Origin of the sequence: Azospirillum lipoferum, from assembly GCF_024170005.1 — a bacterium.
GTDB lineage: Bacteria > Pseudomonadota > Alphaproteobacteria > Azospirillales > Azospirillaceae > Azospirillum > Azospirillum lipoferum.
Window position 1 is genome coordinate 286549 of the sequence record NZ_JALJXJ010000008.1, and the last position, 19825, is coordinate 306373.

Consider the following 19825-nt stretch of genomic DNA (forward strand, 5'->3'; position numbering starts at 1 on the left):
TTAGGAAGCGGACTTCTCGGCGTCCAGCTTCTTGACGACGTCGACCAGCGTCTTCACCGCGTCGACGGAGTTCTGGAACATCGCCTTCTCTTCGTCGTTCAGCTCGATCTCGATGATCTTCTCGACGCCGCCGGCGCCGATGATCGTCGGGACGCCGACGTAGAGGTCGTCCTGGCCATACTGGCCGCTCAGGTGGGCGGCGACCGGCAGGACGCGCTTCTGGTCCTTCAGGTAGGACTCGGCCATCTGGATGGCGGAGGCGGCCGGGGCGTAGAAGGCCGAACCGGTCTTCAGCAGCTTGACGATCTCGGCACCGCCGTCACGGGTGCGCTGAACGATGGCGTCCAGCTTCTCCTGCGTGGTCCAGCCCATCTTGACCAGATCGGGCAGCGGGATGCCGGCGACGGTGGAGTAGCGCACCAGCGGGACCATCGTGTCGCCGTGGCCGCCCAGCACGAAGGCGGTGACGTCCTCGACCGAGACGTTGAACTCTTCGGCCAGGAAGTAGCGGAAGCGGGCCGAGTCGAGCACGCCGGCCATGCCGACCACGCGCTCCGGCGGCAGGCCGGACGCCTGCTGCAGCACCCACACCATCACGTCGAGCGGGTTGGTGATGACGATGACGAAGGCGTTCGGGGCGTACTTGCCGATGGCCTCGCCGACGGTCTTGCAGACGCCGCTGTTGATGCCGATCAGATCGTCGCGGCTCATGCCCGGCTTGCGCGGGATGCCGGCGGTGACGATCACGACGTCGGCACCCTCGATGATCGAGTAGTCGTTGCCGCCGGTCAGGCTGGCGTTGAAGCCCTCGACCGGGGAGGTTTCGGCGAGATCCAGCGCCTTGCCGGCCGGCATGCCTTCGGCGATGTCGAACAGGACGACGTCGCCCAGTTCCTTCTGGGCGGCGAGCAGAGCCAGCGTGCCGCCAATCTGGCCGGCACCGACGAGCGCAATCTTCTTGCGAGCCATGGAGCGTTCCCTAAAACGTTTGAGCGTCCCCCATTCAGCGGGAGACTAGAACCGTTGGTCATTCTAACGTCTTAGGGATCCAGCGCCCCGAGATTTCGGAAGCGTAGGTAGCGCGTTTTGTCGCGGAGGGCAAGCATGACCGCAAGCGGAGCATTGCAGCGTTGCGTCGCACCCCCGATGATCCTTTCCAAACGCCGGAGCGTTCGGCTTTATACGTATGGTTCGCGTCCGGTCCTTACCTTGTTCGAAAATGGTCGAAGGAGAGCGCAGATGGCCAAGCTCGTGGCCCGTTTCATTCCCGGTCTGACCATGTCGCTGGCGCTTGCCGCCGGCCTTTCGGCCGCTGGCGCCGCTCAGGCCCAGACGGTCGGCGACTACACCGCCGCCATCGCCGCCGCCCCGATCACCGACGCGGTGGCTGCCCCCAGCGTCGCCTATTGCCAGACGCTGACCAACTACGTCTACACCTCGATCCCCGACAATCAGCGGGCCAGCTGGGTGCTGCCGCTGGTGACGCTGGACGGTTCGCAGTCGGCGGAACTGACCGCCAAGCGCGAGGCCTGCCTGAAGGTGCGCCAGCAGGCGCTCATCGCCTTCGACGCCGGCACCGGCGAGCAGATCGTCACCCCGGCCGAGGCGATGGAAGGCCCGACCGACCGCGGCCCCTATTACAAGGAGGTCTCGCCCGACACCCCGGTCCCGCACACCGGCCGCGCCACGCCGCGCCAGCCGATGCCGCGCGGGGGCGTGCAGTAAGGCTGAACAGTCAGGGCCCGACGCCGTAGCGTTCCAGGTGGCGGGCCATCTCGGCGGGGGACAGCGGGAAGCCGCTGCCCTGCCGGGCGTTCAGCATGGCGCGCGGGTGGATGCCGGCGGCACGCGCCTGGATCTGCATGGCGCAGCGCATCGACAGGCCGGCGCGCCAGACCAGCGCGGTGACCGCCTGCGGGTCGTGGGCGTCGAGGATCAGCTCCACCACCTCCGGCGCCACGCGGGCGCGGAGCGTCAGCGCCGCCCGCACGAAGCCCGTCTCGTTCCATGACATCGCATCGCTGAGCGCGGTCTCGTCCAGCTTGCCCTGCCGGTGCAGGCGGACGGCGCGGCGTTCCGGCGATTCGGCTGATTCCGGCGCTTCGGCCCAGTCGATGCGGCGGCGGGTCGTCGCGGCGATCTCCGCCACCGTGGCGTCGTCGAGATCGGCCCGGCGGCGCAGGGCCTCGACCACCGCCAGATCGACGAAATCGGCCATCCGCAAGGCCAGCCGGCGGGGCAGGGCGGGGCGGCGGGCCAGCTTCTCCCGCCAGTCGGGATGGTGGATGGACTGCTCCACCAGCCTGTCGAGCGTCGGTTCGGCGATCACCGCGCCGCTGTTGTCGAGCAGGATGCCGGTCGCCTCGGCATGGCCGCTGCCGGCGATGGCGTCGGACAGGGCGGCGCCGATGCTGTGGCGCCGGGCGATGGCCGACAGCGCCCAGCCGGCGGGAGCCGCGGCGACGATGTCGAGCAGCTCCTCGTCGCCGAGCGCCGCACAGCAGCGCAGCACCGGCTCGGCCACCGTCCGTTCGACGTCGCGCGCCAGGGTCGCCACCACCGACGGCGGGGCGCAGGCGATGTCCTTGATCGCCGTCGCCAGCGCCTCGCGCACGCGGACGATGTGGTCGCGGGCCAGCTGCTCCAGGGCGCGGACGGCGACGGTGCTGACGGTGTCGGCGCCGCCCGGCGGCAGGTCGGGCAGCAGCCGGCACAGCTTGCGGGCCAGGGTGGAGCGCACGTCCGCATCGCCCATGCCGGCCAGTCGCGATTCGACCAGCACGTCGCCGACCTGCCGGGCGACGCTGCGGCCTGATTGGGGAGCGGGGGCCGGTTCAGGCTCCGCCGACTCGGCGAACAGATAGTCCATCAGCTCGGGCGCGACGCCGCACTCCGTCTCCGGCGGGAGGCTGAGAGAGGGGCGGGACGGGGAGCGCCGGGCTGTCACCGGACCTGGAACCTTGTGGTTGTGCCGCATCCGGGATGGAGCGGCAGTGGGAAGATCATGCGGTCCATCGAAACGCCTCCCTGGTTAACGGCCCCCTAATTCGGCGGCGGTCCCGCTCGTGACATCCATCATGGAGGCGCTCAGCGCCGCTTGGCCGCCGGGGTGGCGCCCAGCATGCTCCGCTGCGCCAGCATCGGGCGCGGCATCTGCCGGCCGCCCAGCACGCGGACCGGCATGGACTGTTCCTGCCGGTGCTTGTCGAACTCGTTGAAGATGCGCAGCAGCGCCTCCGCGGTGCCCTCGCCATACTGGATGTCGGTGCGGGCACGGCCCAGTTCGGTGCGCAGCCCGTCGCGCAGCCGGCCGAACAGCGCGTCGAACAGTGCCTGGAAATGTTCTTCGGCGAAAACGAAATGGCGGTCGCGCAGCTGGTCGGTCATCCGCCGGATGAAGGTCTGGCGCTGCTGGTGGAACTGGCGGAAGCGCAGCATCACCCGGATGAAGGGCGTGTCGGCCAGCACCGCCAGCGTTTCCTCATGCGCCAGCCGGTGCCAGACCTCGGCATCGCGGTCGGTCCCCAGCCGGTTGAACAGGGCGATGACGCTGGCGTTCATCGCCTCCCACTCCTTCTCGTAGAAGAGCGCGGTGAGGGTCGATTGCAGGCCGGGGACGATCACCTGGGGAAAGCTGGCGCCGGTGATCGGGTCCATGCTGTCGGGAAGCCTGGTGCGCAGGGCCGAGACCATCAGGCGGGTGACGAAATCGCGCCGGCGCCCGCCGGCCTCGATCTGCGGGGGCTCCTCTCCCCCAGTCTCGCAGCCGTTTCCACAGCCGCCGCACGACCCTGCGGTACAGGATTGGCAGATCGAGGCGAACAGCGGCAGCACCGACGGCCAGTGCGCCATCATCAGCCCCATGGCGCGCGCGAACTCCTCGCGGGACAGCACGCCCTTTGCAGTGAATTGCGGCTCCAGCGCCTCCTGAAAGGTGCTGACCAGAGCCTGCGCCGTGCGATGATGGCGTTCGAACGGCGGCGGATCGGCGGTCATCCCACGCCCTCCCTTCCGATGCATCCCAGCCGGCCGGCCATGCGGGCCGGTCGTCGTTACCGGAACAATTTATCCGGTATTTTATTGATCTTGGCTGTGATGGCCGTCACAGTGGGCGGAGGGCGCTGCCGGAAGGCAAAAAAAGGGCCGCGACCCAAGCGGGCGCGGCCTTTAGTCTAGGGAGGAAACGCACTGCAAAATGCAGTAACGAGGCGGAGTTTAAGCCTGCGGCCGTGTTAGCGGTACCACCCTTTTCGAATTGGTGCGGTGCGACACCCGCATAACACCGTATGGAATAACGTTTGGTTTGCACAGAGAGTGTGCGGGTAGGCAGATTTTTGCCTTCTCAATGGGCAGGTGGCGCTTTGCGGGTCAGGCAGACGATCGATTTCGAAAACCATCGCGCCTGAAAATGTTCGTAAACGAAAAAGGGGGCGCCCTGCGACATCCCCCTTGTTCGTCCGAATTTGTTCAAATGCCGGAAAGCGCGTCAGGCCGCCAGCTTATTGCGGATCAGCGCCTTGGTCTCGTCGATGCCGTAGAGCTGGATGAAGGATCCCATGCGCGGGCCGGTGGTCTGGCCCAGAAGCACCTCGTACAGTGCCTGGAACCACGCCCGCAGTTCGGTGAAGCCGTGGGCTTTGCCGACCTCGAACACTTCGTTCTGGATGACGTCGGCGCGGGCGTCGGCCGGCAGGCTATCCAGCTTGGCCAGCAGATCCTGCAAGGCGGCGCGCTCGGCGTCGGTGGGCGCGCGGAACCGCTTGGTCGGCTTCACCTGATCCTGGTAGTAGCGCACGGCATAGCCGACCATGCTGTCGAGGAAGGGGCTGTTCTCCGGCGTGGCGTCCGGCGCGTAGCGGCGGATGAAGCCCCACATGGTGTCCTTGGTCTCGGCATTCGCCGCACCCGCCAGATTGAGCAGCAGGTTGAAGGACACGTCGGAGCGCACGGCCGGCGGCTTGCCGTTGTGGATGTGCCAGGCCGGGTTCTCCAGCTTCTTCGCCGGCTCCTCGCCATGGACCTTGTCGACGAAGGTCAGATACTCGTCGACGGCGCGCGGGATGACGTCGAAGTAGAGCCGCTTGGCCGACTTCGGCTTCTGGAACATGTAAAGGGCGAGGCTCTCCTGCGGCGCATAGGCCAGCCACTCCTCCATCGTCAGGCCGTTGCCCTTCGACTTGGAGATCTTCTGGCCCTTGTCGTCGAGGAACAGCTCGTAATTGAAGCCTTCCGGCGGGGTGCCGCCAAGGATTTTGCAGATCTTGCCGGCCAGCTCGGCCGACGGGATCAGGTCCTTGCCGTACATCTCGTAATCGACGCCGAGGCCGAACCAGCGCATGCCCCAGTCGGGCTTCCATTGCAGCTTCACATGGCCGCCGGTGACCGGCAGTTCGACCTTCTTCCCGTCCTCGTCCTCGAAGACGATGGTGCCGGCATCGACGTTGCGCTCCAGCATCGGCACCTGGAGGACCCGGCCGGTGGAGGGGGAGATGGGCAGGAAGGGGCTGTAGGTCGCCTGACGCTCCGCGCCGAGGGTCGGCAGCATCACCGCCATCACCTCGTCGTAATGGCGCAGGATGCCGAGCAGCGCCTCGTCGAAGCGGCCGGACTTGTACCAGTCGGTGGAGGACTGGAACTCATACTCGAAGCCGAAGCTGTCGAGGAAGGCGCGCAGCCGGGCGTTGTTGTGGGCGCCGAAGCTGTCATGGGTGCCGAAGGGGTCCGGCACCCGGGTCAGCGGCTTGCCGAGGTTGGCCGCCACCATCTCCTTGTTGGGGATGTTGTCGGGCACCTTGCGCAGCCCGTCCATGTCGTCCGAGAAGCAGAACAGCTTGGTCGGGATATCGCTCATGGTCTGGAAGGCGTGGCGCACCATGCTGGTGCGCGCCACCTCGCCGAAGGTGCCGAGATGCGGCAGGCCCGACGGGCCATAGCCGGTCTCGAACAGGACATAGCCTTTGGCGGGCGGCGCTTTCGCGAAGCGCGCGACCAGTTTGCGCGCCTCCTCGAACGGCCATGCCTTCGCCTGCAACGCCAGATCCCGTTCGCCGGTCATCGTCGGACCCTTTCGAAACCACAAAGATAGAGTTGGGAATGAGGGCAAAGACCCTAGGGCCGGCGGGACGGGACGTCAACCATGGGTATCTCCGGCATGGATGTCTGGCGTGGCTGTCTGGTGGGGGATGTCTTTGGCGCTACTTGCGGCACCCTTTCGCCCGGTCCATCCTGCGCGCCCCGCAGGATCGGCCTTGCGGGCGTTGGCGGGGTTTTGGGTGATGAGCTGGCTCTATCTGGTGGTGGCGATCCTGTTCGAGGTTGTCGGCACGTCGGCGATGAAGATGTCGGAGGGGATGACGCGGCTTGGTCCGGCGGCGGTCGTGGTGGTGTGCTACGGCATCGCCTTCCTGCTGCTGGCCAAGGCGTTGCGCAGCATGGAGGTCGGCATCGCCTATGCCATCTGGTCGGCGACCGGCACGGCGGCCATCGCCGCCATCGGCGTGTTCGTGTTCGGCGAATCGCTGACGGTGATGAAGGTGGTCGGCATCCTCCTGATCGTCGCCGGGGTGATCAGCCTGCACATGGCGAGCGGGCCGGCATGATCACAATAGTTAGGCGTTGACCTAAGTGTTTTCGCCCGGTAGGGTGCCGTCATGGATGCGGCACTCGATCTGACATTCCGTGCGCTGGCCGATCCCACGCGCAGGGCGGTCGTCCAGGCGCTCGGGCGCGGCCCGGCGTCGGTCGGCGATCTTGCGAAACCCTTCGACATGGCTCTGCCGAGTTTTCTCCAGCACCTGAAGATGCTGGAGGACAGCGGGTTGGTCGAAACGCGGAAGGTCGGACGGGTGCGCACCTGCACGCTGAAGCCGGAGGCGATGGCGGCTGCGGAAAGCTGGCTGGAAGCCCAGCGGAGCCTCTGGACCAGGCGGCTCGACCAACTGGACAGCCTGGTGCTGGACCTGAACAAACGGGAGGAAGGGACACCATGACAGCCCAAACCAATGCCGTCACCGCCACCGTCTTCGATCCGCGGCTCGACCTTGAACTGAAGCGCGAGGTTCCGGTTCCGCCGGCGCTGCTCTGGCGGGCCTGGACCGAGCCCGACCTGCTGATGAAGTGGTTCACGCCGGCCCCCTGGCGGACCACCGCCTGCGAGATCGACCTGAAGCCCGGCGGGCTGTTCCGCACGGTCATGGAAGGGCCCAACGGCGAGAAGAACGACAATATCGGCTGCTACCTTGCGGTCGAGCCGGAAAAGCTCCTGGTCTTCACTTCCGCCCTCGGGCCGGGTTACCGCCCCACCGGCAACAGCTTCCTGACCGCATCCGTCACCTTCGAACCGACGGCCGCAGGCACCCTCTATACCGCCGTCGCCCTCCACAAGGACGAGGCGACCAAGACGCAGCACGAGGAGATGGGCTTCCATCACGGATGGAGCGCCGCGCTCGATCAGATGGTCGCACTGACGAAAGGGATGTAAGGGGCTTAGACCCCCACCCTGAACGGATTCACCTGCCGGGCGGCGCGCTCCACCGCCTCGGCGGGGCCGGGGCGGCCCAGATAATAGCCCTGGGCGACGTCGCAGTGCAGACCGCGCAGGGCCTCCAGCGTCTCGGAATCCTCCACGCCCTCGGCCACGGCGGTCAGGTTCAGGCTGTGGGCCATCTGGATGACGGCGGCGGTGATCTTGGCGCTGTCGTGGTTGCGGGTCAGGTCGGCGACGAAGCCGCGGTCGATCTTCAGCTTGTCCACCGCCAGACGGCCGATGTAGGACAGGTTGGAATAGCCGGTGCCGAAATCGTCGATCGACACCTGCACGCCCATCGCCTTGATCCGGCGCAGATTGTCCATCACGACGTCGGTGTTCTGGATCAGCATCGATTCGGTCAGCTCCAGTTCCAGCAGCAGCGGGTCCAGGCCGCTTTCGGCCAGCGCCCGCGTCACCGTGGCGACGAGATCGCCGCGCTGAAGCTGCAAGGCCGACAGGTTGACCGCAACCGACAGCGACAGCCCCTGGGTATGCCACTGCGCCGCCTGCCGGCAGGCCTCCGTCAGCACCCAGGCGCCGATCGGCACGATCAGACCGCTGTCCTCGGCGATCGGGATGAAATCGCCGGGCGGGACCATGCCCTTGTCGGGGTGGTTCCAGCGCAGCAGCGCCTCCGCCCCCGTCACCGCACCGGTCTCCAGGCTGATCTGCGGCTGGTAATGGATCAGGAACTCCCCCCGTTCCAGCGCGCGGCGCAGGCCGCTGCGGGTGGACAGGTGGGCCACCGCCTCGGCATTCATCGCCTCGGCATAGAAGCGGTGGGTGTCGCGGCCGGCCGCCTTGGCGTGGTGCAGGGCAGTATCGGCGTTCTTCAGCAGGGTGGCGAAGTCGTTGCCGTCGGCGGGGGCCAGCGCCACGCCCGACGACAGGGTGAGGGTCAGCTCCTGCCCGCCGACCTGGAAGGGTTCGGCCATCGCCTCGTGCAGGGAGGCGACGGTTTCCACCACCGCGTCGATGTCGGGCCGGCCGGACAGCAGCAGGATGAACTCGTCGCCGCCGCCGCGGCTGACCGTGTCGGTGTCGCGCACCGCCGCCTTCAGCCGCTCCGCCACCGCGCGCAGCAGAGTGTCGCCGACGGCGTGGCCCAGGCTGTCGTTCACCGTCTTGAAGCGGTCCAGGCCGCAGGCGATCAGCGCCACCAGCCGGCCGTTGCGTTCCGACCGGGCCAGAGCCTGTCCGGTGCGGTCCTGCACCAGGACCCGGTTGGGCAGCAGGGTCAGCGCGTCGTGGCGCGACAGATACTCCATCCGCTCCTGCGCCGCCTTGCGTTCGGTGATGTCGCGGACGAGAACCAGCAACCGGCGGTCGTTGCCGTCGATGACGGCGCGCCGCATGCTGACCTCCACCCAGAACAGCGACCCGTCCAGCCGGCGGGCATGCCATTCGAACAGCTGCGGTTCGCCGTCCGCCGCCTTGCGGATCCAGGCGGCGGCGTCCGCCCGGGTGTAAGGCGGCACGCCGGAGCTGAGCATCCCGACATTGAGGTCGGACAGCGGGATGCCGTCCACCCTGTACATCTCCATCATCCGGTGGTTGACCTCCAGGATGGCGCCGCCGTCCAGATCGTGGATGAAGATGGCGTCGGTGACGCTGTCGAAGATGGTGCGGACGCGCTCCTCGCTGGCGGTCAGGGCGGCGACCGCGGTGCGCAGGCTCTGTGTCTTGCTTTCGACCTGCCGGCGCAGCAGCAGGACCCAGACCAGGGCGCCGATGCCCAGCACGACCAGACCGGCCAGCAGCTTGACCAGCAGGTCCATCGTCTGCGGACTGACCATGCCGGTCAGGCGGCGGCCGACCCAGCGTTCCTCGATCGCCTTGCGCTCTTCCGGGGTGATGCGGGCAAAGCCGTCATTGATCAGGCGGAACAGGGTGGTGTTGCCCTTGTGCACCGCCCAGTGCAGTTCGCCGGTGTAGAGCGGCTCGGTGTAGCGGAAGCGCCCCTGAACCCCGCGCTTGGTCATGTAATAGCGGGCCGAGGGGTCGTCCATGCAGAAGACCCGGGTGTCCTGGTGCGAGGCGGCGTCGACCATCGCCTCGAAACCGGAATAGCGCTGGAAGGCGGTGATGCCCTGGTCGGTCAGCCATTCGATGCAGAAATCGCCGTCCTTCACCCCGACGGTGAAGGCGCGCAACGAGTCCACTCCGGTGATGCCGCTGAGGTCGGCGCTGAACCAGATCGGCACGTCGACGCGGGCATAGGGCTTGGAGAAGTCGTAGATCACCTCGCGCGCGCTGTTGCGGAAGATGGTCTCGATGACGTCGGCGCCGCCCTTGTCCATGGTCTGCCGGGCGAGGCCCCAATCGAGGGGAATCATGCGAACCGGGACGCCGGTCTTCTGCGACCACAGTGCCCACAGGTCCTTCACGATGCCGACATGGCCGCCGTCCGGCGTTTGGAAGCTGTAGGGCGGGTAATTGTTGTCCAGCGTCACCCGGATCTCGGCCGGCCGCGGTCCGGCTTCCGGAAGAGCGGCCGGCACCGGGCTGTTGATCGCCGCCGCCGGATCGCCGGCCAGAAGCGACAGCAGCAGGATCGCCAGAAGCCGCGGGATCGCGGTCCGCGCGGTGCGGATCGCGGTGGCGATCATGGAGGCGCCCCGGCGGGGACGGTCGGCGGACAGCGCGTGGCGGACATGGACATGGCCCTTGCCGAGGTCATTTGCCGAGCTTATGGACAGCGCAGGCGTGTGAGGCCATCCCGTCACGCCATCGCCAACTTATCCAAGAGGGTAACCCGTTCGACGCGCTGCGGCAACGAGGGGTTCTGCCGTCCCTGTGACAAGCTCCCGTAGTGATGGAAAGTGGTCAGCGGGTTCGGTCGGCGGGCGGGATTCCGGCTTGCGCGCGCAGGGCGTCGCGGATTTCCTCCAGCAGCTGTTCCTGCCGCGGCGGGGTCTTCGGCGTTTCCTTGTGCAGGATGTGCAGCCGGTTGACCTGCCGGACGATCAGGAACAGCGCGCCCGACACGATCAGGAAATTGATGCAGGCGTTGATGAAGCGGCCGTAATTGATGGTGGCCGCACCCGCCGCCTCGGCCGCCTGGAGCGAATCGTAGTGGCCACCGGACAGGCTGAAGAAATAGTTCGAGAAGTCGATGCCGCCCATGACCCAGCCGATCGGCGGCATCAGGATGTCCTTGACCAGGGAATTGACGATCCCGGTGAAGGCGGCACCGATGATGATGCCAACCGCCAGCTCCACGACATTGCCGCGGCTGATGAATTTCTTGAACTCTTCGAGCATGGCGTCCCGCGTCTCCGTGGTGATGGATGGGAAACGGGACGGGGAGGGGCTGGTTTCATGAAGCCCCCTCTCCCCGCTTTCGGCGGACCTATGGTCCGCCTGTCGCGTCAGCGCAAACGACGTTTGCGCGTGAGCGGGGGAGAGGGGATAACCACAGTCCTTACGCCATCCGCCCGTGGCAGTGCTTGAACTTCTTGCCCGACCCGCAGGGGCAGGCGGCGTTGCGCGGGGTGTTTTCCATCACCTCGGCCGGCAGCGGCTGGTCTTCCGGCGTGCCGGCGAGCGACGAGGCGCGGACCATGCCGTCGGGCAAGGCTTCAGCGTCTCCCGCCCCCATGGCCGCCATCGCCAGGGCCGGGTCCATGCGGCCCTCGTGCATCTCCTGCATCTGGCGGGCGAACAGTTCCTCCTGCGACGGTGCCATGCGGATTTCGACATGCATCAGGATGGTGGTGACCTGCTCGCGCAGAGCCATCAGCATCGTGTCGAACAGCTCGAAGGCCTCGCGCTTGTACTCGTTCAGCGGGTCCTTCTGGGCGTAGGCGCGCAGGTTGATGCCCTGGCGCAGATGGTCGAGCTGGAGGAGGTGGTCCTTCCATTCCTGGTCCAGAATCTGGAGCAGGATGCTCTTCTCGACATGCCGCATCGTCTCGGCGCCGTAGGCCTCCTCCTTCTCCGCATATTTGCGGTCGGCGGCCTCGCGCACGCGCTCCTCGATCTCCGGCTCGGCGATGCCCTCTTCCTTGGCCCATTCCTGCACCGGCAGGTCCATGCCCAGCACGCGGTTGACCGCTTCGTGCAGGCCGTCGATGTCCCACTGCTCGGAGTAGCTGTTGGCCGGAATGGCGGTCGACACCATGTTGGCGATGATCTGGTGGCGCATCTCGCGGATTTCCTCCGCGATGTCCTCGCTCTCCATCACCTCGTGGCGCTGCTCGTAGACGACCTTGCGCTGGTCGTTCATGACGTTGTCGAACTTCAGCAGGTTCTTGCGGACCTCGAAGTGATGCGCCTCAACCTTCTGCTGCGCCTTTTCCAGCGCCTTGTTGATCCAGGGATGGATGATCGCCTCGCCCTCCTTCAGGCCGAGGCGCTGGAGCATGCTGTCCATCCGCTCCGACCCGAAGATGCGCATCAGGTCGTCTTCCAGCGACAGGAAGAACTTCGACGTGCCGGGATCGCCCTGGCGGCCGGAGCGGCCGCGCAGCTGGTTGTCGATGCGGCGGCTCTCGTGCCGCTCGGTGCCGATGACGTAGAGGCCGCCGGCCTGCTTCACCTTCTCGCGCGCCTCGGCGATCTCGGCCTCGATCTGGGCGATGCGGGCGTCGCGCTCCGGGCCTTCCGGAACGTCGGCAAGCTCGACCTCGATCCGCATCTGGAGATTGCCGCCGAGCTGGATGTCGGTGCCGCGGCCGGCCATGTTGGTGGCGACCGTCACCGCGCCGGCGCGGCCGGCCTGGGCCACGATGTAGGCTTCCTGCTCGTGGTGGCGGGCGTTCAGGACATTGTGCGGGATGCCGCGCTTGGTCAGCAGCTCCGACAGCAGTTCCGACTTTTCGATCGAGGTGGTGCCGACCAGCACCGGCTGGCCGCGCTTGCGCGCGTCCTCGATCAGGTCGGTCATCGCGTGGTACTTCTCCGCCGCGGTGCGATAGACCTCGTCGTCATGGTCGATGCGCTTGACCGGGACGTTGGTCGGCATGTCGACCACTTCCAGCCCGTAGATCTCGCCGAACTCCGCTGCTTCGGTCAGCGCGGTGCCGGTCATGCCGGCCAGCTTCGGATAGATGCGGAAGTAGTTCTGGAAGGTGATGGAGGCCAGCGTCTGGTTCTCGCGCTGGATCGTCACCTTCTCCTTGGCCTCAAGCGCCTGGTGCAGACCTTCGGAGAAGCGGCGGCCGTCCATCATGCGGCCGGTGAACTCGTCGATGATGACGACCTTGTCGTCCTTGACGATGTAGTCCTTGTCGCGCTGGAACAGCATGTGGGCGCGCAACGCCTGCTGCGAATGGTGGACCAGCGCCACGTTCTGGATGTCGTAGAGCCCGCCCGACTTCAGCAGCCCGGCCTGGCCCAGCAGCTGCTCCATATGCTCCTGGCCGGCTTCGGTGAAGCTGACGGTGCGGTGCTTCTCGTCCTTCTCGTAATCCTCGGCCACCAGCATCGGGATCAGCCGGTCGACCTGGACATACATCTCCGACGAATCGGTCGAGGGGCCCGAGATGATCAGCGGCGTGCGCGCCTCGTCGATCAGGATCGAGTCGACCTCGTCGACGATGGCGAAGTTGAAGGGCCGCTGGACCAGCTCCTCCAGCCGGAACTTCATGTTGTCGCGCAGATAGTCGAAGCCGAACTCGTTGTTCGTGCCGTAGGTGATGTCGGCGGCGTAGGCGGCGCGGCGTTCGTCGTCGTCCAGCCCATGGACGATGCAGCCGGTGGTCAGCCCGAGGAAGCCGTAGACCCGCGCCATCCAGCCGCTGTCGCGCGAGGCGAGGTAGTCGTTCACGGTGACGACGTGGACGCCCTTGCCTTCCAGCGCATTCAGGTAGACGGCCAGCGTGGCGACCAGCGTCTTGCCTTCACCGGTGCGCATCTCGGCGATCTTGCCGCTGTGCAGCACCATGCCGCCCATCAGCTGCACGTCGAAATGGCGCTGGCCCAGCACGCGCTTGGCCGCCTCGCGCACGGTGGCGAAGGCATCGGGCAGGATGTCGTCCAGCGTCTCGCCCTTGGCCAGCCGCTCGCGCAGCCAGTCGGTGCGACCCTTCAGCTGGTCGTCCGACAGCGCGGCGACCGACGGCTCCAGCGCGTTGATCTGAGCCACGGTCTTGTGCAGCGCCTTGACCGCGCGCGTGTTGGCGGTGCCGAAAATCTTGCGGGCGAGAGCGCCGAACATGAAAACCTCGGGAGTAAAACGGAATGCGGGCCAGTCTATCGACGGGTCTCACATAGGACTATGGCAAGGCCCTGTCAACGAGACCGGGCCGGCGGGGGCTCCGTTGCGGCATTTGCGCAGGCGGTTGGGGGCGGTTGGGGGCGGCAGGACGGGGCACGCCATGACCGTTTGATGAATTCGCGTCCAGAATGCGCCGTGGCGGTTGGCCGGTGACGGTGAGGGCTGGTATCCCCTGCGCAGGCGCATGAGCTATAGGGCGATGCCGCACCACGGGACAATGGGGACCCTTGCCCCGCGCGGCTTAGCCATGCTTAATCCCCTGCGGAATCGGGCGCGGAGCGGCGGATGGCTCCGATGCCGCAGACCATGCGAAACGGGCGCCGGCCCATCGGCCGCCCATTTGTTGCGAAGCATCCGCCGGAAGGAAACAGACACGCCATGGTTCAACGAGTGTTCCGCACCGCGCTCCTGTCGGTTGCCGCCTGTGGCATCGCGCTGGCCGCCCATGCCCAGACGACGGCTCCCGCCACCCCGGCGCCGGCCGCTCCGGCCCCGGCCGCCGCCGTTGCTCCGGCCCCGGCCACCCCGGCCGATCCGGTCGTCGCCCGCGTCAACGGCGAGGAGCTGCACAAGTCGGACGTCACCCGCATGGTCTCGCAGCTGCCGCCGCAGGTGCAGCAGATGCCGATCGAGATGATCTATCCGGCGGTGATCGACCAGCTGGTCAGCGGCAAGCTGGTCTCCTCGGCCGGCTACAAGGCCGGTCTGGCCGATTCGGCCGAGGTGAAGGACGAGATCAAGCGCGCCGAGGAGCGCGCGGTGCAGCGGGCCTACATCCAGAAGGAAATCAAGGCCCGCGTCACGCCGGAGGCGCTGAACAAGGCCTATCAGGATTACCTGAAGGAGAACCCGGCGCAGGAGGAGGTCAAGGCCGCCCATATCCTGGTCGAGAAGGAAGACGAGGCCAAGGCCATCATCGCCCAGCTGAAGAAGGGCGGCGATTTCGCCAAGCTGGCCAAGGAGAAGTCCAAGGACGCCGCCGCGGCGGCCCAGGGCGGCGATCTCGGCTACTTCACCAAGGACGCGATGGTCGAGCCCTTCGCCAACGCCGCCTTCGCCATGAAGCCGGGCGAGATCAGCAAGGAGCCGGTCAAGACCCAGTTCGGCTATCACATCATCAAGGTCGAGGATAAGCGGACCCAGCCGCAGCCGACGCTCGACGAGGTGAAGCCGCAGCTGGAGCAGACCTTGTCGAAGGACATCGTCACCGCCCTGGTCGAAGAGCTGCGCGGCAAGGCGAAGATCGAGACCTTCCAGCTCGACGGCTCGCCGATGCCGAAGGAAGAGCCGGCCGCCGCCCCGGCCCCGGCTACCCCGGCTCCGGCCGAGCCGGCGAAGAAGTAAGACGGCAGCGGACGGCCGCCCCTTCCCTCGCGAGACGGGGAGGGGGCGGCCGTCCGCATCTTCTCTCCCCCCTTACGCCACCACCACTCCCCCACCACGGGAATCCTCTCCATGGCCACGACCCTCTCCCCCTTGGCTCCCGCCAGCTTCCCGACGTTGCCGCCCATCGCGGGCGTGCGCATCGCCACGGCGAACAGCGGCATCCGATACAAGGGCCGCGACGATCTGCTGCTGGCCGTGCTGGATCCCGGCACCAGCGTGGCGGGCGTGCTGACCCGGTCGCTGACCTGCTCGGCTCCGGTGATCTGGTGCCGCGACAGCCTGCCCAAGGGCTCGGCCCGCGCCGTGGTGGTGAACGCCGGCAACGCCAACGCCTTCACCGGCAAGGCGGGCGACGCCACCGTGCAGGCGACCGTCAGCGCCGCCGCCGAGGTGGCGGGCTGCGCCCCGGACGAGGTCTATATCGCGTCGACCGGCGTGATCGGCATCCCGCTGGCCGCCGACGCCATCGGCAAGTGCCTGGCGCCGATGGCCCCGAGCCTTGCCGCCGATTCGGCAGCGTGGGAGAAGGCCGCCCGCGCCATCATGACCACCGACACCTTCCCGAAAGGGTCGGTGCGCACCGCCAGGATCGGCGGGACGACGGTGACCATTGCCGGCTTCGCCAAGGGCTCCGGCATGATCGCGCCGGACATGGCGACGATGCTGGGTTTCGTCTTCACCGACGCCGCCATCGCCGCGACCGCGCTGCAGGACATGCTGTCGGAATTCACCGAGCGCACCTTCAACGCCATCACGGTGGACGGCGACACCTCGACCAGCGACACGCTGCTGCTGTTCGCCACCGGCAAGGCCGGCAACGCCCCGGTGTCGAGCGCCGATGCCGCCGAGCTGGCGGAGTTCCGCGCAGCGCTGGAGGATCTGCTGCTCGATCTGGCGCTTCAGGTGGTGCGTGACGGCGAGGGGGCGACCAAGTTCATCGCCATCACCGTGCGCGGCGCCGACAGCGACGCCGCCGCCAAGCGGATCGGCATGACGGTGGCGAACTCGCCGCTGGTCAAGACCGCGGTGGCCGGCGAGGACGCCAACTGGGGCCGCATCGTCGCCGCCATCGGCCGTGCCGGTGAGCGCGCCGACCGCGACCTGATCAGGATCACCGTCGGCGGCACCCTGATCTGCGCCGAAGGGATGGAAGTCCCGGGTTACGACGAGACGCCGGTCACGGCCCACATGAAGGGCAAGGAGGTCGACATCGACATCGATCTCGGCCTTGGCAAGGGGACGGCGAAGGTGTGGACCTGCGACCTGACGCACGGCTACATCGACATCAACGGCAGCTACCGGAGCTGACGGCTTGGCGGGCGGCGGAGCGGAGTCCTGGCCCGACAGCGTGGCGACGCCGCGGCTGCTGCTCCGCGCCTTCGGGCATGAGGACGTGCCGGATTTCGTGCCGCTGATCGGCGACTGGGGGGGGGCGCGCTGGCTCGCCCGGGTTCCGCATCCCTACGGGGCGGACGACGGCCGTGAGTGGGTCGAACTGGCGGCCCGGAACTTTGCCGAGCGTGCCGCTCTCAACCTGCTGGCGGTGCGGACCGATGATGGCGCTCCCATCGGCGGCATCGGGTTGCAACTGGACCGGGGAGCGCCGGGCAGGGCCGAGATCGGCTATTGGGTCGGCACGCGGTACCATCGCGTCGGCTACGGGCTGGAGATGGTGACCGCCATGCTGGTGACCGGCTTCGGCCCGCTCGGCCTGTCGCGGATCTGGGCGGTGGCCGATCCCGACAACCGGCCGTCCCAATCCTTGCTGCTCAAGGCGGGCTTCCGGCGGCAGGGGCGGCACCAGTATGACTTCGCAGCCCGAGGGCGAAGCCTGTCGGCGCCGTATTTCGAAATCACCGCCGCCGAATGGCCGGCCCGCCGAGAGGGTTCCGCATGACCGCCTGTTTCGATCCCAGCTCCACCCCCGCACGCGGCTCGCTGCCGGTGCTGCTGGTCGTCGCGGTGGCGCTCGTCGATGCCGACGGGCGCGTGCTGCTGGCCCAGCGCCCGCCCGGCAAGTCGCTGGCCGGCCTGTGGGAATTCCCCGGCGGCAAGGTCGATGCCGGGGAGACGCCGGAAGCGGCGCTGGTGCGCGAGCTGAAGGAGGAGCTGGGCATCGACACGGCGGCCAGCTGCCTAGCGCCCTTCACCTTCGCGTCCCACAGCTATGAGCGTTTCCATCTGCTGATGCCGCTCTATGTCTGCCGGGTGTGGGAGGGCGACGTGATGGCGCGGGAAGGGCAGAAGCTCGCCTGGGTCTATCCGAACCGGATGGGCGACTACCCGATGCCGCCGGCCGACGTGCCGCTGGTGGCGATGCTGCGGGATCTGCTGTGACCCTGCGTTGAAAAATAGTCCGAACGGGACTATAGTGTACGGAGGTGGCCGGCGGGTGCGCTAACACCCGCCGGCACTCTCCCGGTGTCTAGCGACGAGTTAAGCGGATCTTGATCCGCCATCGGCGCCACTGGAGCACCAGGAAGAAGGGCATCTTCTTCATGCCACCTTCCTCCTTCTGAAACGGCGGATGGACCACCCATCCGCCGTTTTCAGTTTACACGCGGGCGATGAGCTGTCGCTATGGTTTCACACCAATGCATGGTGATCGCGGATGGCCGGAGGGGAAGGTCCGACCTTTGTTCCCGGCTGTGGCCCTTTGCGGCTTTGCCCCGCGGGCGATCTGTGCCACATGATGAGTCGTTGAGACGACAAGCCGGATCTCCGGCCCCACTTTCCTGAACCGCATCGGCGTGGATTCGTTGTTTTCCTACAGCAACCGGGGGGCATCGGACGATGCCTCCGGTCAACAGCCGGCCACGGCGCTCGACGCGCTGCGGACGGTGTTCGGCTACGACTCCTTCCGTGGCCAGCAGGCCGACATCATCGACCATGTGGTGCGCGGCGGCGACGCGCTGGTGCTGATGCCGACCGGCGGCGGCAAGTCGCTGTGCTACCAGATCCCGGCGCTGGTGCGCGACGGGGTGACGGTGGTGGTGTCGCCGCTGATCGCCCTGATGCGCGACCAGGTGACGGCCTTGCAGGAACTGGGCGTGCGCGCCGCCTTCCTCAACTCCTCCCTTGGTCCGGCGGAGGCGCGGGAGGTGGAGCGGGCGATGGTGCAGGGCGAGATCGACCTCGTCTATGTCGCACCCGAACGGCTGGTGACGCCGCGCTTCCTCGACCTGCTCGACCGCACCCGGCTGGCGCTGTTCGCGCTGGACGAGGCGCATTGCGTGTCGCAGTGGGGACACGACTTCCGCCCCGAATATCTGCAGCTGTCGATCCTGCACGAGCGCCACCCGATGGTGCCGCGCATCGCGCTGACCGCCACCGCCGACGTGCAGACCCGCGCCGAGATCAAGGACAAGCTAGGGCTGACCGACGCCCGCGTCTTCCTGTCCAGCTTCGACCGCCCCAACATCACCTACCGCGTGGTACCGAAGAAGAGCGAACGCCAGCAGATGCTGGCCTTCCTGCGCGAGAACCATCCGGAAGACGCCGGCATCATCTATTGCATGTCGCGCAACAAGGTGGAGGAGGTCGCGGCCTGGCTGAACCAACAAGGCCGCGAGGCTCTGCCCTACCATGCCGGGCTGCCGGCCGAGGTGCGCGAGGCCAACCAGGACCGCTTCATCAAGAGCGAGGGGCTGGTGATGGTCGCCACGGTGGCCTTCGGCATGGGCATCGACAAGCCCAACGTCCGCTTCGTCTGCCACCTCGACCCGCCCAAGAGCCTGGAAGCCTATTACCAGGAGACCGGGCGCGCCGGCCGCGACGGCCTGCCCGCCAATGCCTGGATGGCCTATGGCATGGCCGACGTGGTGATGCTGCGCCAGATGCTGGAGCAGTCGGAGGCCGGCGACAGCCACCGCCGGGTGGAGCGCGGCAAGCTGGAGGCTCTGCTGGGCTTCTGCGAGACGCCGGACTGCCGCCGTCAGGTGCTGCTGAACTATTTCAACGAGACCCTGCCGGAGCCCTGCGGCAACTGCGACACCTGCCTGGACCCGGTCGAGACCTGGGACGGCACCATCGCGGCGCAGAAGGCGCTGTCGGCGGTCTACCGCACCGGCCAGCGCTATGGCGCAGGCCATCTGATCGACGTGCTGGTCGGCAATGCCACCGAGAAGGTGGTGCAGCAGAACCATGACCAGCTGAAGACCTTCGCTGTCGGCAAGGATCTGACCAAGGTGGAATGGCAGTCGGTCTATCGCCAGCTGGTGGCGACCGGCCTGCTGACCGTCGATCTGGAGTATGGCGGCTTCCGCCTGACCGATGCCGGGGTTGCCGTCATCAAGGGGCAGCGGGTGGTGAAGCTGCGCAAGGACCCGGTGCTGGAACGCCGCCGCGGCGTCCACGACGCGCTGCGCCGCCACACCGCGCGCGGCGGATCGGTTGGTGGAAACGGGGAGGGCGTATCGCGCTCTGGCGCCCGCGGTGCGCTGTCGGCGGCCGACGACGCGCTGTGGCATGCGCTGAAGGACTGCCGGACGGCGCTGGCGAAGGCGCAGAGCGTGCCGCCCTATGTGATCTTCCACGACAGCACGCTGCTGGAGATGGTGGCCCAGCGCCCCCGCGACCACGCCGCCTTCGCCCATCTGCCGGGGGTGGGCGGCCGCAAGCTGGAACGCTACGCCGACGCATTCCTGGAGGTGATCCGGCAGCACGGATGAGGCGTTCGGGTGCATGGCAGG

16 protein-coding genes are annotated in these 19825 nt (G+C 67.4%); 9 read left to right on the forward strand and 7 right to left on the reverse strand.

All coding sequences use genetic code 11. The features are described from left to right. Positions 1–969, reverse strand: a complete 969-nt coding sequence (mdh, locus tag J2848_RS19560) for a malate dehydrogenase (protein ID WP_149228032.1) — start codon at positions 967–969, stop codon at positions 1–3. A gap of 270 nt (positions 970–1239) precedes the next feature. On the opposite strand from mdh, the gene J2848_RS19565 reads away from it, so the two are divergent. After that, entirely contained in the window at positions 1240–1725 is a 486-nt protein-coding gene (locus J2848_RS19565) for a hypothetical protein (protein WP_149234530.1), read from the forward strand. A 10-nt stretch (positions 1726–1735) separates the two neighbouring features. Here J2848_RS19565 and J2848_RS19570 read toward each other — a convergent pair whose 3' ends face one another. The 3 genes from J2848_RS19570 to J2848_RS19580 all read right to left on the reverse strand — a co-directional run bounded on the left by J2848_RS19570 (position 1736) and on the right by J2848_RS19580 (position 6055). Then, complete coding sequence (locus J2848_RS19570) at positions 1736–2947, reverse strand: DUF2336 domain-containing protein (RefSeq protein ID WP_246194319.1); 1212 nt, start codon at positions 2945–2947, stop codon at positions 1736–1738. Positions 2948–3087: 140 nt separating this feature from the next. Next, a complete protein-coding gene (locus J2848_RS19575; RefSeq protein WP_149234529.1) occupies positions 3088–3996 on the reverse strand; it encodes a hypothetical protein in 909 nt (302 codons plus the stop codon). A 490-nt stretch (positions 3997–4486) separates the two neighbouring features. Next, the gene (locus J2848_RS19580) at positions 4487–6055 is read right to left on the reverse strand and encodes a lysine--tRNA ligase (RefSeq protein ID WP_149234528.1); all 1569 of its coding nucleotides are present in this window, start codon (positions 6053–6055) and stop codon (positions 4487–4489) included. A gap of 220 nt (positions 6056–6275) precedes the next feature. Here J2848_RS19580 and J2848_RS19585 point away from each other — a divergent pair, with 220 nt between their 5' ends. The 3 genes from J2848_RS19585 to J2848_RS19595 are packed head-to-tail and all read left to right on the forward strand — an operon-like array spanning position 6276 to position 7480. After that, complete coding sequence (locus tag J2848_RS19585; protein WP_109048466.1) at positions 6276–6599, forward strand: DMT family transporter; 324 nt, start codon at positions 6276–6278, stop codon at positions 6597–6599. A gap of 51 nt (positions 6600–6650) precedes the next feature. Then, positions 6651–6989, forward strand: coding sequence for an ArsR/SmtB family transcription factor (locus tag J2848_RS19590; protein WP_149234527.1), 339 nt, complete (start codon positions 6651–6653; stop codon positions 6987–6989). After that, positions 6986–7480, forward strand: coding sequence for an SRPBCC family protein (locus tag J2848_RS19595; RefSeq protein ID WP_149234526.1), 495 nt, complete (start codon positions 6986–6988; stop codon positions 7478–7480). Before J2848_RS19590 ends, J2848_RS19595 begins: the two co-directional genes overlap by 4 nt. 5 nt (positions 7481–7485) lie before the next feature. Here the strand turns inward: J2848_RS19595 and J2848_RS19600 are convergent, their stop codons facing one another. The 3 genes from J2848_RS19600 to secA form a co-directional block, all read right to left on the reverse strand. Continuing rightward, on the reverse strand, positions 7486–10254 hold the full coding sequence (locus J2848_RS19600; RefSeq protein WP_246194317.1) for an EAL domain-containing protein: 2769 nt from the start codon (positions 10252–10254) through the stop codon (positions 7486–7488). Between the two features lie 100 nt (positions 10255–10354). Then, positions 10355–10792 carry a large conductance mechanosensitive channel protein MscL gene (mscL, locus tag J2848_RS19605; RefSeq protein WP_149234525.1) on the reverse strand — a complete coding sequence of 146 codons (438 nt, stop codon included), beginning with the start codon at positions 10790–10792 and terminating at the stop codon, positions 10355–10357. A 160-nt stretch (positions 10793–10952) separates the two neighbouring features. Further along, on the reverse strand, positions 10953–13688 hold the full coding sequence (gene secA / locus J2848_RS19610; protein WP_149234524.1) for a preprotein translocase subunit SecA: 2736 nt from the start codon (positions 13686–13688) through the stop codon (positions 10953–10955). Positions 13689–14126: 438 nt separating this feature from the next. Between secA and J2848_RS19615 the strand changes: the two genes are divergently transcribed. The 5 genes from J2848_RS19615 (at position 14127) to recQ (ending at position 19804) form a co-directional block, all read left to right on the forward strand. After that, positions 14127–15092, forward strand: a complete 966-nt coding sequence (locus tag J2848_RS19615) for a peptidylprolyl isomerase (protein ID WP_149234523.1) — start codon at positions 14127–14129, stop codon at positions 15090–15092. Between the two features lie 111 nt (positions 15093–15203). Further along, positions 15204–16442, forward strand: coding sequence for a bifunctional glutamate N-acetyltransferase/amino-acid acetyltransferase ArgJ (argJ, locus tag J2848_RS19620; protein WP_149234522.1), 1239 nt, complete (start codon positions 15204–15206; stop codon positions 16440–16442). A 4-nt stretch (positions 16443–16446) separates the two neighbouring features. After that, positions 16447–17031: a GNAT family N-acetyltransferase gene (locus J2848_RS19625; protein ID WP_149234521.1), complete on the forward strand. Its 585-nt coding sequence runs from the start codon at positions 16447–16449 to the stop codon at positions 17029–17031. Beyond that, complete coding sequence (gene mutT / locus J2848_RS19630; RefSeq protein ID WP_149234520.1) at positions 17028–17471, forward strand: 8-oxo-dGTP diphosphatase MutT; 444 nt, start codon at positions 17028–17030, stop codon at positions 17469–17471. Before J2848_RS19625 ends, mutT begins: the two co-directional genes overlap by 4 nt. A 413-nt stretch (positions 17472–17884) precedes the next feature. Beyond that, complete coding sequence (gene recQ, locus J2848_RS19635) at positions 17885–19804, forward strand: DNA helicase RecQ (RefSeq protein WP_149234519.1); 1920 nt, start codon at positions 17885–17887, stop codon at positions 19802–19804. Positions 19805–19825: the final 21 nt, after the last annotated feature.